Source organism: Aeromonas sp. ASNIH2, from assembly GCF_002934795.1.
Lineage (GTDB): Bacteria > Pseudomonadota > Gammaproteobacteria > Enterobacterales > Aeromonadaceae > Aeromonas > Aeromonas caviae.
The window spans coordinates 4,701,896-4,718,194 of sequence record NZ_CP026406.1; the positions used below are offsets into that span (position 1 = coordinate 4,701,896).

Here is a 16,299-nt window from a genome sequence, read left to right on the forward strand (position 1 = left end):
TGTTAAATCAATGCGTTAAGGATGATTCCGGTGAATGTGAACAGTGATTCCGGGATGTTGAACACTGTTTCCGGAAAGGAGGGGCAAAGTGTTCAGGTTGAACCGGAATGAGCGTTCACATTGGTCCGGAAATGGTGTTCACGTTGAACCGGAATCGGTGTTCATGATCAGCCGGAATATGCAACCCGCTGCCCCTGCATAAAACTCTAGAAATTGCTGCCTCTCTGAACATTGTCCATCCAGGTAATTACAAAGAGAGGGGCAATCATGGTGGTCGTATTCCAGCCAAAACCATGACTCAGGATTTTTTAGTGTTGAGGCAATCCGATAGTGGCAACGCGCGATTGACAGCGTACAGCTATAAATATTCCGATGCTCTGGATCCTGCCATCACCAATCCTCGAGTCGTTAATCGAACACGAGCAAAAGAGAAAATTGCCCTTGAATATTGGCGTGCTGAAAATATCGATTTTGTGATGGTAACTGAGAAAGATTTTGATGCTACATTTATCTACAATGTAGAGTTCTTGCGGGAGTGTTTTGATTCAAAAAATCTTCTCCAAGTTTCAGCAGATCTTTATGATCATGTAGTTTTAAAATTTAAAAATCACATGATTATGGCACCCTTATCCACACTTAGGATGTTAGCCTTGCTGGTCGCTCAAGAGATGAACATTGATGAGAGGCATGCTGTTTGCTTATTCCAACATGCAGTATATACCGGTCGTATTGATATGGATTTGACACAGCGTATTGAGTTATACCACCCTCTTCCCGCATTGCGAGGGTCTCATGAGAATTAACCAAAAAATTGTATCTAACACAAAAAATAAATCCGAGTTGCTTATTGTTGATATCTGTCTGGATAACAGGTTAATAGCTGTATCAGATTTGTTGACTGACTCACCTAAGCGCCCATTTTTTATTTCTTTGGAACATGTCGAGTCTGATATAAATTCTGCTAGGGTTTCTATTGCAGATCATGATTTTCCAGAGATATTCTATCAACCAGATTCAGCTTTTGATCCTAGATGGATTGATAAAAGAGATCAATGTCTTGCTACTATCAAACCACTGATAGTAGATCCAGATCTTAAACATCGTTATCTATATGGTGAATCAAACGGCATATTGAAACAACTCATAATTCAGTCAGGTCGTAGTAAAAAATATGTAAGCAGTTGTTTGAATCGCTATTTCAAATGTGGAGGGATGAAAAATTCACTATTGCCACGATATTACGAGTGTGGTTTGAATCATCAACTACCAACTAAAACTATTAAGTTGGACGATGGGAAAATCTGTCTGGCCTCAAAAAGAGGACGTGAAACTAATTACGGCAATCCTTATCGAGGTATTACCCAGCAGGACATTAAAAACATTGATTTATTCTCAAAGTCGATTCGCTCTGGAGAGGAAGTCGTTCTCTCTAAATTATATTTAGACTATTGTATGACCTATGCATCTGTCGAATTGAGTCCAAAAAGTGTTGGAGATGGTGAAGTATCAGAATCAGTGAAAGTATTACTTCCAAAAGATCACTTGATTTCTCCCCGTTCATTCAAACGACAATTAATGAAATGTATCGATAAACTAACATTTATCAAAAAGCGAGTTGGTAGCATTAATTATGCGCGAGATCATGCGGCTAAACCTGGTGTGGCTAAAAAAGGGCTGCGCGGACCAACTTATCGGTATGAAATAGATAGTACCATTGCCGACATTTATATTCGTGATGAATATTCACAAGATGAATTAGTGAGTATTGGACGACCTACAATATATTTGGTTGTTGATACGTATAGTACCATGATTGTTGGAATTCATGTGGGATTTGGCAATCCCTGCTGGCATGGTGCCAGTCAGGCTCTTTTTAATGCCATGAGTAATAAAATTGATTTCTGTCGGGAGTATGGCGTTGATATAAAGGAGTCTGAATGGCCCTGCCAAGAAGTATGTCGTGAGTTAACGATGGATCGGGGATCTGAAAATTCGGATAACAATATTACTGCAATATTGCAAGGCCAAATCGGCATCAAGGCCGCAAATTTAAATGCACTCCACCGTGGCGATATGAAAGGCACGGTCGAAAAAAGCTTCCATTTACTGCAAGAAATGGCAATACCACCTCATGCAGGAAAAGTGATGAAAGTGCCGAAAAAAGAGGACCAACATCCGTCTCGTAAACCATTGTATAGTTACAGCGACTTTATGAACCGCTTGATAAATACTATTCTCTTTTTGAATAATAATCGCGCTAGTATTAATTCTCAAAACTTTGAAATGTCACGAGATGGTGTTGGTTTTACTCCTCGTGATGTCTGGAATTGGGGGCTAAAGCAAGCTGTCATAGGTTCCAGAGTGTCCGCAGATAAGCTGCGTTTTGCATTATTGCCCGAGGCTGAGGCAACGGTTATGTCACAGGGCATTTATTTTAGAGGCTTGTACTATAGTTGCAATGAAATTGTTCGTAGGAACTATCTGGATAAAGCCAGGAATCTTGGTAGGTTTAAGATTAAAATTCGCTACTCAGATGTCACCACCAATTATATATGGCTTAAAGATGCGGTATTGGGCGATGTTATCCAGTTGGATATTAATGACCGGAGTGAGGCCTATAAAAATCATAATTGGGAGAATGTCATGCGACAGCAGGAAATCACTAAGGAACGTCTCGCAAATATGAAGGAGCGCGAGTTCAGTGAGCGAGTCGCACTTGTACAAAAGTTCGATAAACAGGATAAACAAATACAGGCCAGTATCAGGCGGCATATAAAAAGCAATGCCAAAAGCATTCAAGGCGGCATGAAAGATCGCAAAATGATAGATGCTGCCATGCAACGACATCGGGAGGGGCAGTCCATTGTTGCCGAATTGGTTCCTGTCGCTCAGCTAGATACAAATCCTCGACCATTATCGGCGATAGGCCAGCAAGATCTCACTGATCCAACAATATTCACAGTTCAGGAAAAGTAACCATGGCGGAACCGAAATATTTTGCACACCCCAATGTGAGTTATCGTGGTAATCCCTATATTGAGGGGTTAGGTATGCCACTCTCTTCGGCACAGTTTTATGCGAACTGTGAGATTCCTTTTCACTATGAATTAGATCTTAGCGGGGTAGATGAATCGCTACATTCATATTTTATCCGTACTGCCATTGACCAACTGGCGGCGGTTTATACATCTCCAGATGAGGCGTACCGTTTATACGACCAGATGCGACGGATGATCGAGGCCGGGTATGTTCGACGCAACCCAGTTGGGGCTGATGTACGTCGGATATTAGCTGCGATTGATCGTGATAAGGCTGAACCGTGGAAGGCTGCACATGTATTGGAACTGGAGTTGTCGGTTCAATACAGCCTGTTACTGCTGGGACTGAGTGGACGTGGAAAGTCCACGATGGTAAAGCAGATTTGCAGGCAGATCCCACAGACGATAGAGCATGGTGATTATACGGATCACCATGGCAACGAGTTTGTTATTAACAGAATACAGGTGACCTATCTGTATATCGAGGTACATGATCGCCGTGGCCAAAAGGCATTACTACTGAACTTGTTGGAATCGCTGGATGCAGTCACTGGCGAGGATTACAGTCATGCGCATCGAGGTAGATCTGTCAATGAATTGATTTCGGTGGTGCAAAAGGCGTTTATCAGCCATGGGGTTGGTTTGTTGATCCTCGACGAAGCACAGAATCTGGCCAAGTCGGCCAAGAGTGAGGTGATCAGCAACAACGAAAAAACCACCATGAAATTTCTGGAGGAATTATTCAATCGAGTTGGTATACCACTGATGTTTGTCGGGACGCTGGCCACGATGAAATTATTTGAAAGCGAGATGACGCTCACTCGCCGAGCGACCAAAAATGGTTCTATGCAATTGGTGAGTTGTGACCTCGAAAGCTCATTTTGGCACCGCTTTATTCGCCTGATCTGCCAGACTAGATTGCTGAAAAACCAGACAACCTCGGAAGACGTGTTGCGCCAGCACATTCATTATTTAAGCGCAGGTATTCCAGCTATTGCGACTAGCCTAGTGCGGGTCACGCTTTCGTATCTGACCCATTTGAAACCTCAAGATCAAGATCTCTCGATAGCTGCATTGGATCGCTGCTTTAATCGCGATTTTAGAATACTCAATCCTGCGCTGACCGCATTGCGTAATGGTGCCTATTACCAATTTGAGGATCTCTCACCGATGCTCATACTGGAATCGGTGGCGAGTGGTCATGAGGTCGCTCAGCAGGTGCAACCACAGTCTGGAACTCATCTGCTGCAAGGTGATGTTAAGCTCAGCAATAAGTCGCAGAAAATAGATGTAAAACAACAGAAAACATTGGAACAGTTATCGCCGGAATTATTGTTAGGCCAGCTTGGGTATCACCTGGATACAGGTAAGCCGAAATGATCCTGCATCGATTGGAGTTGCTACCGGGCGAACATCTGGGGGCGGTGGTAGGCCGGATGCATGTGTTGAGCACGCACGGAACGTTTACAGCAACGGCCCGGGCGTTGGGGCTGAGCAGCCCACAAATCCGCCCTCACCGTTTATGTCACCCCGACGATCCTACCCTCGATACCCAGTTTCGGGCACGAGACGTTCAACGTGCGTGGCAGGATCACTCTGTCGGCAATTATTTAGCCCCCTTCCTGACTCCGCACGAGCAAGGGAGCGTGGTGGCAGCGTTGGCGGGTCATACGCCGCTCCGGCTGAGGGTGACCGGCCAACATAATATACAGCACCGACACTGGCGCTGGTGCGCAGGCTGTATCGCAGAAGATCACGAGATCCATGGCATGCCGTATTACCACCGGGATCATCAGTTGCCAGGGGTGTTTCATTGTCATCGACATCAACTCGGCTTGTCCGGGTGCTGCGCAGGCTGTGGTTTTACCGCCACGCTGTTGTCGGAACAACCCATCCCTCCCTACGATAACCTCTGCTCACAGTGCGGCCACTGGGTGGGGGGATATGATGGTCATTTTACCGAGCCGATGCGCGAGATCGAGTTAGCGTCGCTGGTATTGGCCCATTCCGCCAGCGCACTTACCCTACGCTCGCTGACCCAGTTGGTGAGTGATTCGATGGGGATATCGGGCGAGGCGATGCGCACGGTCAAGAGTATTAAAGCGATCAATATGTGGTTCAAGCAGATGGATGCGCAGAGCGATCCCCAGACATTGGCTGCGTATTTCATCAACTCTGGACGGATCGGTCAGGGCTGGCAGTTACCCCCCCAACTGCGTAATGCACGGGGCTATCATGAGCAGTCAGCCCGAGATCCGTTGCATCCTCTGGCCCACCTTCTGCTATTGCAGCATGCAGGTATCGATCTGGTAGGGCTCCTGGGATCTGAGGGGTGAGCGGTGTTGACCTCAGTGAGCCCAACCTATATTCCTGGCGAATCAGCCTACAGCTGGGTTAGCCAGTGTTTCGTACATTCTGCCTACAGTGACCGAAACCGCTTCTGTGAACGATTGTTCCATCGTCCTGCCATTCGGTTGCATCCGGTATTGCCAGGCCATATTGAGGTTACTGCCCAGGCTGCTGGAGTGGATCCGCAATACCTGCTGCACTATGGCACGGGCTTCCCGCTCTATGCCTTCGCGCTGGACGAGCAATCCCAAGTCCACGCCCTAGCGGCCGCCATGCTGGGTGAGGGGAGGGGGATCATCGCCCTGTCAGGGCAGGCCGCCAGCAAACTACATTTTGGCGGTGTCTGCCTTAAATGGTGTCCCGCCTGCCTGCGGGGGGATGAACAGGTCGTGGGTTGCGGCTACTGGCATACGGCGCACCAACTGTACGGGGTCACCGCCTGTGAAACGCACCAGCTGCGTCTGCATACCCTGGTGGCCGGTGCAGGCGGCATCGACCGCCGATTGTTCCTGCCGGATCCCGCGATACCCTGTGAACCATCACGACCATCCGCACATGAAATCTATCTCTCTGCATATATCACCGCTCTGCATCGGCATCTGTGCGTCCAGTCACCAACGGAGTCGCTAGCGGAGCTGTACCAGCGATGGCTCGGGCAACAGGGCTATCTGACGGCCCGAGGCCATCTGCGCAGCCAGGCCCTGTTGCAGGCCATGACGGAGTTCTGGCAGGGGTTGTTTGCCGATATAACGCCGATAGTGCCGCCGGGACTGGCCAACTATCGATACGTCTCGGGGCTGGTGCACGGTGACCGCAGTCACCACTACCTGAAACATGTGATGCTGATGGCGTTTGTGAGTCGCAGCCCAGCGGAGTTCTTCTCCATCGAGGCGCAGCAGGTGTTGCCTGTGCCGCCAGCGCGTGACGCGCAAGCCGCCGAGCGAGCAGTGCTAAGGTGGTTGGCAGAGCCGCTCTCCATGCGCCAGATCGCCCGCCACACCGGTTACAGTGTCGGTTATATCAAGCAACTCGCGTTGCGACACAACCACCCCGTCGAACACCGAATCCAGCGCATCACTGCGGCAGTGGCGCAGGGGATATGGCGGCAGGCGTTCATGGGGGTAAGCCGACAGCAGATCGCCCATTGCCATGGCGTCTCAGTCGGTGCGGTCGAAGCCATCATTCAGAGCCATCAGGGGTTGTCTGATTGGCGGCGGCATTTGGGCAGAGTGCGCAAGCTGCGTGAGCACCGCGATACATTGACGACATATCTGGCACAGCATGTCCATGCCAGTCGCGGTGTCATCGAGCAGGCGTGCCGAACGGCATTCAGCTGGCTCTATCAGCATGATCGCGTCTGGCTGTATCAGCAGTTGCCCGCTCCCAAACGGGCTGTTCACCATCCCAGCGTGGATTGGGCACAACGGGATCTGGAACTGGCTGCACGACTTGGGCAGCTGGCCGCACAGGCAAGATCATTGTCAGCCCTGGAGCGTGCGCTTGGCAAACCGGATTGGCTCAGGAAATACAAAGCTAGATTACCGCTCAGCTATGCGCTGGCTGTGCGACTTGTCGCTGCTTACGCAGCCCAGCATGCCAAACCCTGATGGTTGCCGTCGATATAGGCACGGCTGTCAGGGGTCAACACGAGGAGTATTGCCATGAAAGTCGAAGCCATCGTCCCCACCACGCAGGTCGTCGATATTCTCTGCGATGTCTGTGGCAGTAGCACGACAACCACCATTGGTACGCAGGAGTTCGGCACGCTGGCAGCGCGCTGGGGGTATGGTTCGCAGCACGATGGTGCGCAATATCAGGTGCATCTTTGCGAAACCTGTTTTTTCGAAGCGTTGGCAAACCTGAGGCAGGCTCATCGGTTGCAAAACCTGTTCGCGGAAGACTATCAACCCGCCGATCCGGACCACTTTGGGCGAGTTGAAGGAAATCAGGAGCTTATCTAACGATGAAGCGATTGAGACCCGTCGGCTCACGCAGGAGCGTGCCAGCCTGCGCCCAACGGCAATCAGACAACAGATACTCTCGTGTTGCATGGGAATAATTGCATTCTGCCCGTCACAGCAGGTTGTCCAAGAACCTAATTTATCCTGCGCTATGAAAGGAGCCGTGGTATGAAAGTTACACCAGAGGGGTGGGTGGTATTGCGTATCCCACCAGATGAAAAGGAGGAGCGAGTTGGCGTATTCAAAATATTTGCATCTTGGCGACAAGATGACAGATGGCGACTTTCCAGCGGAACTGGAACCCTATCAACGATAGCAAGACAGGGTGACTTTCTAGTATGGAAACAGTCATCTGGTAATGATTACTGGCTGCCATTTGATGGGGAAAATGGCATGACTTTTTATACCTGCGGGGTCCTTGAGAACATGTTAAATGCGCTTGAACTAGATCAAGGCGAGGTCATCATTCATCTCCTCAGGGATGGGCAGTTTGACTACGAAGAGCTTCGTCACCTTGAGTTTTGATTGCGTCAAAATAGCTTCGGAAATACTGGCCATTCATGTTAATGGATTCGTTTGGGCTTAAGCGGGCGATTCGACACGCTGCAAGCGGTTGAAAGGGGTCGTTCTGGTATAAACGATGACATGTACGGGTGAATCAATAAGGGACGCCGTGTTCAATTCCTCCTGCAAGGTCGATAACCGCCTGAGCGCCCATCGGTGAGGTGAGCACCTCAGCGGGCCTTTCACCCCCAAATCCCCAGGCTGGTCGAGTGAGCCATCGTAATGACTTGGTAATATCGCCGTTGTACAGGGATATGACAGCCTCCAGCGCTAGTACAACCCAGTAGAGGCGATCTCCCTGAGCGGGAGATAGGTGAACTCCCCGCCTGATTTGGCGACTCAACTCATCACGGTGAATGCCGATCATCGCACAAACAGTACGAGTGTCCGACCCTAGCAGGGCAACCAACTTGATGACGACCTCAGGGGAGACTCCGGCAACAATGTGCTGATGAGCCGCCAGCCTATTGCGAGGCATATCGAGGGATGCAAGAACATCGGTCACAGATGAACTGCTAGCGGTGAGAGCGTGGTTAGCACGATTCATGTAGCCAGTTGTCTCCATATGGGCTCTGTTGATGATGGTCGTGAACGTTGTCGGGCCCAATGTAATCCATCACTCAAGAGTTCATTGGGATCTCACCTAGTTTGGCGCACTTCGTTGGCCGTCGACGAAAGCGTTGGCGCTTTTGTGACGAATCAGGACCTGATTTGGCGATGAGCCGATTAGTGACGTTAATCGGCTCATTATCTAGGCCTTTTTGAGCCGATTAGGTTCTGGCATCGGCAACGCAGGCGTGTGTCAACCGGTGAGAGGTGTCATCTGATGACGAAAGCTTTCGCTCAGTCTCCGCTTTGCCGTCTGGCATCTCGCCCGAGCAGGGCTATCAACTGGCGTTCGCGTCTGCCGGTAGCGGGTGGGTCATTGAGTTAAACCGATCAAAATACCCGCTTGATGGCTTTTCTTGGAGTAAATCAGAGTGGCCTCCTCGCTGAGTCAAACTCACCAGCGATTTGTCATAAACTTTCACGCTAATCAGGCCCAGACTAGCTTCGGCTGAGGGTGTAAAACTGGCGCTAATTTACTATTTGGCTGCGAAGTGACCATTTTGCTAAGCAAACACTGCAATTAAACATAATGGGCATTATGCGCTGACAGATTGGCATGGTGGCTTGCAATTGTGGAGGACAGTTCTTTATTCTGTTTACCATACTTTCAGTATGGCGACAGTCGTTATGGAGTAGCGTTAATACTACTCAAATAATATGGCTTGCATTGTAGGTTCTCGTAGTAGTCCAATGTGTTACATTCACAATTTCTGATGCTGTGCAACGGTCGGTTTCACGTCTAGGAATTGGGGGCATTCAGTTACCATTACCATTTAAAGAAATGGCTGTGAATTGCTCTGATTTTTCGGGTGGACTGCCCTGCCGGGATAGAAAAACCTCAGTATAGTCAGTGCAACTACATACAATCCGCATCCAACTATCCACACCCAACCATTCCAAGATTCGTGGGTTGCACTATACAAAAATGCAAAAATAAGTGGACCGATTACACCCGTGAGGTGTGTCAAACTGGTCAGCAACCCTTGCAATTGTCCCTGTGCTACCTGACCGACACGAACAGATATAATTCCCTGCAAAGCGGGAAGAGTTATGCCACCACAAGCGAGTAACAGCACAACTGGCCAAACCATCCAGCTTTGCGTAATGACTGCCAATAAAAGTAGGCCACAGCCATCAGCCAAGATGCCAACCACGATAGCTCTCTGTTCTCCCAAATGTTTAGCGATAAAACCAGCAGCAAGTCCTTGAAACAGAGCGTGTGTAAGCCCAAACACAGCCAATGAAACACCGACCATTACGCCATCCCATGCGAAGCGCTCTTCTCCGAATAAAACCCATAATGTTGCAGGGATTTGGCCAATCAATTGAATGATGAAAAAGACAACTAGCAATCCCGATAATGGGGAGATCATCTCGCGTATGGAGGATGTGGTTTCATTGATTGTTTCATTCTTTATCTCGTCACTAACCTGATTAGCATTATGGGTCTCATGTAAAATGAATAGGGAGACCAGAAATGCCAGCCCGTTAATGGCAGCAGCGAACATAAACGGTGCCTGTACCGAAAGTTGACCTGCAAAACCACCAATGACTGGTCCAGCAATCATACCGCCACCAAAACAGGCACCCATCATACCAAACCAATGTGTCCTGGATTCCTCAGGTGTGACATCGGCAATTGTTGAGGCTGCAACAGCTCCAGTCGCACCGGTAATACCAGCAATTAAGCGTCCCAGATACAACACCCACACTACGCTGGCTGTTGCCATTAATGCGTAGTCCAGTGTTGCACCTAAAAGTGAAAGTAATAATACAGGGCGACGACCTATGCGATCTGACCAGCGGCCGAGAAGAGGGGCAAAAATCACTTGCATCATTGCATACAGCGCCAATAAAACACCGTAGTTCTCCGCAACATTAGCCTTTCCAACAAACTCCCGTAATAACGCCGGTAAGACAGGCATAATTATGCCAATCCCTATGGCATCTAAAAAAATGATGACCAGTGCCATCATCACAGTGCGGTTCATAGTTAACGCTCTCTATCGGTGATAGGGTTTGAAAAGTAACTCTATCAGTGATAGATTGTCAACAGCGAAAGGAGATAGTGATGGCACGACTAAGCTTGGACGACGTAATTTCAATGGCGCTCACCCTGCTGGACAGAGAAGGGCTAGAGGGCCTGACTACGCGTAAGCTGGCGCAGTCCCTCAAAATTGAGCAACCGACTCTGTATTGGCACGTGCGCAACAAGCAGACCCTTATGAACATGCTTTCAGAGGCAATACTGGCGAAGCATCACACCCGTTCAGTACCGTTACCGACTGAGAGTTGGCAGCAGTTTCTCCAGGAAAATGCTCTGAGTTTCCGTAAAGCATTATTGGTCCATCGTGATGGAGCCCGATTGCACATAGGGACCTCTCCTACGCCCCCCCAGTTTGAACAAGCAGAGGCGCAACTACGCTGTCTATGCGATGCAGGGTTTTCGGTCGAGGAGGCTCTTTTCATTCTGCAATCTATCAGCCATTTTACGCTGGGTGCAGTATTGGAAGAGCAAGCCACAAACCCGACAGAATACAATACAGTGATGGACGCTGTGCCACCATTATTACAGGAGGCATTTAATGTTCAGACGAGAACCACTGCTGAAACGGCCTTCCATTTCGGGCTGAAATCATTAATAGTTGGATTCTCTGCACAATTAGATGAAAAATATATGTCCATCCAGGGTAATAATAAATGATGCTGTCTATGGGGCAGTGCTAACGGTAGTAATTTTAAATCTATCGCCAGTGATTTTTATTTTTCACGCGACAAGTATTCTTGAAAATGTGTATGTGCATAGCCTTTGATAAATTAGGGAGATCCGAACAAAAGGGGGATTTCTTTGCGGGTCTGGCGGTGTTTGCCATTGAACTCGTAGTCAGCGAAGGTCAGTTGATGGCTCACGTTGGTTCTCATCCATGGTACTAAGAAAATCTGATGATCTCGTGTCAAGGATTTGTTCGCACCCTCCCCATCACGTCAAATAGAGCCTGTTTTCCAACTTAAATGTCCTGTTTGCTCACGGAGCAGATGTAGTATTACTTTTGAGTTTCCAACTTAAATGTCACATTTGGTATCGTTAACTCATTGAATACTTTGATCTGCCAGTTTCCAACTTAAATGGTTGTGATCATCAGGGGCGCGCATCACACATGCAGGCGGTGATAGGGCGTTTTACCGGCCATCAACCGACAGCATCACCATGCCCGAGCGCGGCCAGTTTCCCTCGGCCGACAACTACTACGCGACCGCACTGCATGAGCTGGGGCATTGGACTGGCCACCCTTCGCGGCTTGACCGTGACTTGTCCAACCCATTCGGGTCGGAGGGGTACGCCAAGGAAGAGTTGCGGGCAGAGATTTCCAGCATGATCCTGGGCAACGAGCTGGGTATTGGCCACGATCCTGGTCAGCACGTTGCGTATGTCGGGTCATGGATCAAGGTGCTGCAAGAAGATCCACTTGAGATCTTCCGGGCAGCCGCGGATGCCGAGAAAATCCAGGCTTTCGTCCTGGCGTTTGAACAGCAGCAAGTTCAAGACCACCAGGTGGACACCGCGCAGCTAGGCCAAGAGCAGGCCGAGGTATTGGCCCATATCCAGGAAGCCCACAAGAACGCCAATCCTGGATACAGCGCCCTGGAGTCGTGGCAGACCCTGGAGCGCACTGCCGAAGCTAACGGCCTCAAGGCAATGCTTCGCTGGTCGAATGCTGGCGAGTACGAGGCGGATATTCGCGTCGAGTACCAGGATACAGACGGAAAATTGATCCCAGTACATAGCGAGCTGCACAGCGGCGACGGTAAAGCTGTGAGCTGCATCGAGGGGCAGCGAGTTCCAGGCACTGGCATGACTTCGGATGATGAGTGGCAGACGAACGCCCTCAACTCTGCAATCGCCACAGCCCGGCATCGGCAGGAACAGCAGGAGGCCAAAATGGAGCAGGGACAGCAGTTGCCCCAACAGGAAATCACACAGCAGCAACTGACCGCCGAGCAATGGGTGCTGGACAAGCTGAGTAGCGACCTTCGCCCTGCCATTGGCCGGATGAACGAGCGGCAGCTAGACACTGTGCAGAGTGTTCTGGATTCGATGCACCCAATGGGCAACAACAACCCGTTCTGGCAGCGCCATGAGCCAGCCGCCGAAGCCATGTACCAGGATGTTGACCAGGTAGAGAAGCAGATATTCGATGCTACTGATGCGGTCAGCGACCGGCGCGAAGTGCTCCAGGGCCAGGGGCTGGTTCAGGCTGATGATATGCAGCAAGCAGTCGAGCAAGCACGACTGCGAGAAGCGCAGGTGCGACAAAACCCGAACAGCACTGACGAGGACATTTCTGCGGCCAAAGAAGAGCGAAAAAATGCCGAGGTGGCGCTTGCTCTAAATGATCCTGAAATGCAGCGGCGAATAGCCGAACTCGAAAAGAGCGAGGCCCGTAGCGAGCAGAGCAGTACCAGCGTGGCCAAGGAAAAGACCTGGTTGGCTGTTCCATACGAGCAGCGCGACGAGGCCAAACAGGTCGCTGGCAAGCTACAGAGCGGCCGTCCCGCCATCGGTTTCGATAAGCAGACTAAATGCTGGTACGCGCAGCCTGGCGCAGACCTGGAGAAGCTACAAAAGTGGCTGCCAGAGAACCAAGTTCGCCAGGCCCCCGCGATGGAGCCGCGAGAAGAGTTCGCCCAGGTCATGAAGGAAGCCGGCCTAGTGGTTGATGGAGAGCACCCCATCATGGACGGCAAATGGCACCGAGTCCCGGTCGAGGGGGGAAGCAAGGGCAACACCTCGGGAGCTTATCGGGGGTTCGAGCTGGAACCCGGCGAGAAAGGCGTTCCTGCAGGTACGATTCAGAACCACCGCACAGGCTTCCAATCAAACTGGAAAGCCAAGGGCTACGCGCTCAGCGAGGGCGACAAAGCATCTTTCAATGCCGAAGCTGCGCAGCGGCAAGCCCAGCGAGAGCAAGAGCGGCTGGTGAATCAAGCCCGCGCAGTTAAGGCGATCGGCGAACTGCTGGCGATCGCACCACAAGCAACAGCGGATCACACCTATCTCCAGAACAAGGAGGCCAGGCCCGGCGACCTCAAGGTTGTACCTGCGGACACAGCGGGCTTGCCTGCCGATTCGATCATCCTCATTGGGAAAAATGCTAGGGAGTCGAAGGCGCTGCGCGAGGCCAACCCGGATAATCTGGTCTTCACAGCCGGCGACTTGCTGCTGACCGCACAGGACAGCAATGGCAACCTCAAGGCTGCGCAGTCAATTCGCGCCAACGGCACGAAGATGTTTGCCAAGGGCACCGAGAAACACCAGAACTTCCATGTCGTCGGCGGCGCTGGCCTGGAGGCTCTGCAAGCAGCTCCTGCCATCGTGATCGGCGAAGGCTATGCCACGGCCGATACGCTGTCCCAAAGCCTTGGCTACGCAACCGTTGCGGCGTTTGACTCGGGCAACCTTCCCCATGTCGCCGCGCAGATGCGCGAGCAGTTCCCCGACAAGCCAATTCTGATTGCCGGGGACAACGATCTTCACCAGGAGCTGATTGACGGCAAGAACCCAGGCCGAACTAAGGCCCAGGAAGCGGCGAAGTCGGTAGAAGGCAAGGCCATCTTTCCGATCTTCGCACCAGGCGAGCAAGCCTATCCGGCTGGAGTGGAACCCATCGACCCGGAGAAGGCCCGCGCCAATAAGCTGACCCCTGAGCAACAAGAAGCTATCAACCAGATGAAGCGTTTCACGGACTTCAACGACCTGGCCACCAAAAGCAGCCTCGGCCGTGAGGCCCTGGATCGCCAGGTGCGGTCGGAGGTTGGCTTAGCCATCGAGAAGCACCAGGAGCGCATCGAGCAGAAACGCCTCGAGCAAGTTCAGACGCAGGCAGAGAAGCAACAACCGCGACGGGCAATGTCGCGCTAACAAGGAGAAGTTGAAGTGGTAATGAAAATTGCAAACCGCAATAACGGCGATGCCGGCGTTCTCATGAAGCCCGAAGGCAGCGTGAAAATCGTAGTGCTGAATGGCAGCCGTCAGATCGACCAGGTTGTACCTGGTGCGGGGAAAGATGGAGAACCGGGCTGGGTCACCATGAAGGTACAGCCAGAGGCAGGATTGCCTAAAGGCATCCACCAACTGAGCGACGCCACTAATCCAGCCAAGAACGTCCACCCGCAAACCTACGGTGGACAGGTGCTGCACGTTGACCAGAAGCATGTCTATCAGTTCGGCCCCAAGGGAATCGTCCAGCATGATCGCAAGCTGTTCGAGAAGGAGCCGGTAGTGGGCAAGTGCTACGAGGTGTCCTATAGCCGAGGTGTTGGCAAGGTCAAAGCAGAGCTGAGCCAGGAGGAAGGGGCCAAGCTGCAAGCGAAAAAGGCGCATACCCTGTGAAAGAGGCTGTCGGCCGGCGCTTAGCCCTGGAAGCGTCTCGACTCAACCTGACTGGCACCGAGACTGCTGCCAGGATTGGCTGTTCCCGGCGCACCTGGTGCTACTACGAAGCAGGGAAGAGCTGCCCGGATGCGGTGGCCTTGGCCAGTCTCGACCAGCTGGGTTTTGACGTGTTGTACGTCATTACCGGGCGCAGGGGTAAAGCGCTGTAGTAGAATCGCCGCCGCTGTACCTTTGGTCAGCGGCAGGCTGGAGTCGCAAGACTCGCCCAGGTGCTCACCCCCTCACGTCTACTTCTGTGGCACCGCGCTCGCTGATCGTCCTATTACAAAGCCCTCGCCTTGAGGGCTTTTTTTCGTCTTCGCGTCAGCAGGCGAAGGCCAGCGCCTCGATCCGTGGGAGTTGTTCATCACGTCCAGGAGCGCGCCAGTTTGTCGGTAGCCACCTCGATCCGTGCGCCCCCCTGACAAATTGTCACCCCTCTACACACGCGGTTTCAGGGGCGCATCACCTGATCCGTGGGAGTTGTTCATCACGTCCAGGAGCGCGCCAGTTTGTCGGTGGCCACCTCGATCCGTGCGTCCCCCCTGACAAATTGTCACCCCCTCTACACACGCGGTTTCAGGGGCGCATTACCTGACCCGTGGGAGTTGTTCATCACGTCCAGGTTCACGCCAGGTCGGCCGGAGGCCTATTCCCGATCCCGCGCCGGCAGGTGTCGATAGAGAGTTGGCAACGATACCCCGATGGACATGGCCACCTCCTTGGCGTCCATCCCGTTGCTCAGCAACGTTTGTGCTGCCTCGGTTTTTGCTGGGGTCATTACCGGACGCCGGCCACCGACCTTTCCGCTACGCCTAGCGGCTTCCAGGCCGGCCCTGGTTCGCTCCAGGATCAATTCCCGCTCCATTTCCGCCATAGCGGCAAGGACGTGGAAGAAAAAGCGTCCAGCGGTTCCTTTGGTGTCGATACCGTCAGTGAGCGAACGAAGATCGACCTTCCGCGCATCAAGTTCGGCAGCAAGGTCAACCAGCCCTTTCATTGAACGACCAAGGCGATCCAGCTTCCACACGACGAGCGTGTCACCCTCGCGGGCGAAAGCCAGTGCATCTATCAGGCCGGCGCGGTCTAGTTTCTTCCCGCTGGCCTTATCGGTGAAAACCTTGTCGCATCCAGCCGCTTGTAGTGCGTCGAGCTGGAGGCGTAAGTCTTGATCGACAGTTGAGACGCGAGCGTAGCCAATCAACATCAGGTGACCACCTGATTAGCGGTCTGGGTTCTGTGGGTCATGGCCTTCTTCTCAAATTTCGTTCTCCCGAGGGTATTTGAGAAAGTTTTTTTGAGAAAGCGTTTTGAGACAAAAAAAGCCCCGCGTTGCGGGGCCTTG

Annotated in this window: 13 protein-coding genes; 10 read left to right on the top strand and 3 right to left on the bottom strand. The window is 51.6% G+C overall.

The window, feature by feature from the left end:
• The first annotated feature begins 212 nt into the window (after positions 1-212).
• The 7 genes from C3F36_RS22370 (at position 213) to C3F36_RS23490 (ending at position 7,873) form a co-directional block, all read left to right on the top strand.
• Positions 213-803 carry a TnsA endonuclease N-terminal domain-containing protein gene (locus C3F36_RS22370; protein WP_324806741.1) on the top strand — a complete coding sequence of 197 codons (591 nt, stop codon included), beginning with the start codon at positions 213-215 and terminating at the stop codon, positions 801-803.
• Positions 793-2,976, top strand: coding sequence for a hypothetical protein (locus tag C3F36_RS23485; RefSeq protein WP_011899278.1), 2,184 nt, complete (start codon positions 793-795; stop codon positions 2,974-2,976). Before C3F36_RS22370 ends, C3F36_RS23485 begins: the two co-directional genes overlap by 11 nt.
• 2 nt (positions 2,977-2,978) lie before the next feature.
• Complete coding sequence (locus C3F36_RS22380; protein WP_011899277.1) at positions 2,979-4,418, top strand: AAA family ATPase; 1,440 nt, start codon at positions 2,979-2,981, stop codon at positions 4,416-4,418.
• Positions 4,415-5,374 carry a TniQ family protein gene (locus C3F36_RS22385; protein ID WP_042657575.1) on the top strand — a complete coding sequence of 320 codons (960 nt, stop codon included), beginning with the start codon at positions 4,415-4,417 and terminating at the stop codon, positions 5,372-5,374. Before C3F36_RS22380 ends, C3F36_RS22385 begins: the two co-directional genes overlap by 4 nt.
• 15 nt (positions 5,375-5,389) lie before the next feature.
• Positions 5,390-6,994: a TnsD family transposase gene (locus tag C3F36_RS22390; protein ID WP_223945899.1), complete on the top strand. Its 1,605-nt coding sequence runs from the start codon at positions 5,390-5,392 to the stop codon at positions 6,992-6,994.
• Between the two features lie 54 nt (positions 6,995-7,048).
• Positions 7,049-7,348: a hypothetical protein gene (locus C3F36_RS22395; RefSeq protein ID WP_011899273.1), complete on the top strand. Its 300-nt coding sequence runs from the start codon at positions 7,049-7,051 to the stop codon at positions 7,346-7,348.
• 168 nt (positions 7,349-7,516) lie between these two features.
• A complete protein-coding gene (locus tag C3F36_RS23490; protein ID WP_011899272.1) occupies positions 7,517-7,873 on the top strand; it encodes a hypothetical protein in 357 nt (118 codons plus the stop codon).
• A 133-nt stretch (positions 7,874-8,006) separates the two neighbouring features.
• Here the strand turns inward: C3F36_RS23490 and C3F36_RS24215 are convergent, their stop codons facing one another.
• Positions 8,007-8,477 (bottom strand): antitoxin Xre/MbcA/ParS toxin-binding domain-containing protein, encoded by a 471-nt coding sequence (locus tag C3F36_RS24215; RefSeq protein ID WP_011899271.1) that lies wholly within the window; start codon positions 8,475-8,477, stop codon positions 8,007-8,009.
• Positions 8,478-9,294: 817 nt separating this feature from the next.
• Positions 9,295-10,512, bottom strand: coding sequence for a tetracycline efflux MFS transporter Tet(E) (tet(E), locus tag C3F36_RS22405; protein WP_011899270.1), 1,218 nt, complete (start codon positions 10,510-10,512; stop codon positions 9,295-9,297).
• An 80-nt stretch (positions 10,513-10,592) separates the two neighbouring features.
• Between tet(E) and C3F36_RS22410 the strand changes: the two genes are divergently transcribed.
• From C3F36_RS22410 to C3F36_RS22420, 3 genes are all read left to right on the top strand, one after another.
• Positions 10,593-11,225, top strand: coding sequence for a tetracycline resistance transcriptional repressor TetR(E) (locus tag C3F36_RS22410; RefSeq protein ID WP_011899269.1), 633 nt, complete (start codon positions 10,593-10,595; stop codon positions 11,223-11,225).
• A 447-nt stretch (positions 11,226-11,672) separates the two neighbouring features.
• Positions 11,673-14,441 carry a zincin-like metallopeptidase domain-containing protein gene (locus C3F36_RS24120; RefSeq protein ID WP_158656190.1) on the top strand — a complete coding sequence of 923 codons (2,769 nt, stop codon included), beginning with the start codon at positions 11,673-11,675 and terminating at the stop codon, positions 14,439-14,441.
• Between the two features lie 21 nt (positions 14,442-14,462).
• The gene (locus C3F36_RS22420; RefSeq protein WP_010466474.1) at positions 14,463-14,912 is read left to right on the top strand and encodes a KfrB domain-containing protein; all 450 of its coding nucleotides are present in this window, start codon (positions 14,463-14,465) and stop codon (positions 14,910-14,912) included.
• Positions 14,913-15,603: 691 nt separating this feature from the next.
• Here the strand turns inward: C3F36_RS22420 and C3F36_RS22430 are convergent.
• A complete protein-coding gene (locus C3F36_RS22430; RefSeq protein ID WP_010466470.1) occupies positions 15,604-16,161 on the bottom strand; it encodes a recombinase family protein in 558 nt (185 codons plus the stop codon).
• Between the last annotated feature and the right edge of the window lie 138 nt (positions 16,162-16,299).

What these genes read in the sequence shown, in the direction of transcription:
- C3F36_RS23485 (WP_011899278.1), top strand. Translation starts at nt 793, where the DNA reads ATGAGAATTAACCAAAAAATTGTATCTAACACAAAAAATAAATCCGAG.
- C3F36_RS22380 (WP_011899277.1), top strand. Translation starts at nt 2,979, where the DNA reads ATGGCGGAACCGAAATATTTTGCACACCCCAATGTGAGTTATCGTGGT.
- C3F36_RS22385 (WP_042657575.1), top strand. Translation starts at nt 4,415, where the DNA reads ATGATCCTGCATCGATTGGAGTTGCTACCGGGCGAACATCTGGGGGCG.
- C3F36_RS22395 (WP_011899273.1), top strand. Translation starts at nt 7,049, where the DNA reads ATGAAAGTCGAAGCCATCGTCCCCACCACGCAGGTCGTCGATATTCTC.
- C3F36_RS23490 (WP_011899272.1), top strand. Translation starts at nt 7,517, where the DNA reads ATGAAAGTTACACCAGAGGGGTGGGTGGTATTGCGTATCCCACCAGAT.
- C3F36_RS24215 (WP_011899271.1), bottom strand. Translation starts at nt 8,477, where the DNA reads ATGGAGACAACTGGCTACATGAATCGTGCTAACCACGCTCTCACCGCT.
- C3F36_RS22410 (WP_011899269.1), top strand. Translation starts at nt 10,593, where the DNA reads ATGGCACGACTAAGCTTGGACGACGTAATTTCAATGGCGCTCACCCTG.
- C3F36_RS22420 (WP_010466474.1), top strand. Translation starts at nt 14,463, where the DNA reads ATGAAAATTGCAAACCGCAATAACGGCGATGCCGGCGTTCTCATGAAG.
- C3F36_RS22430 (WP_010466470.1), bottom strand. Translation starts at nt 16,161, where the DNA reads ATGTTGATTGGCTACGCTCGCGTCTCAACTGTCGATCAAGACTTACGC.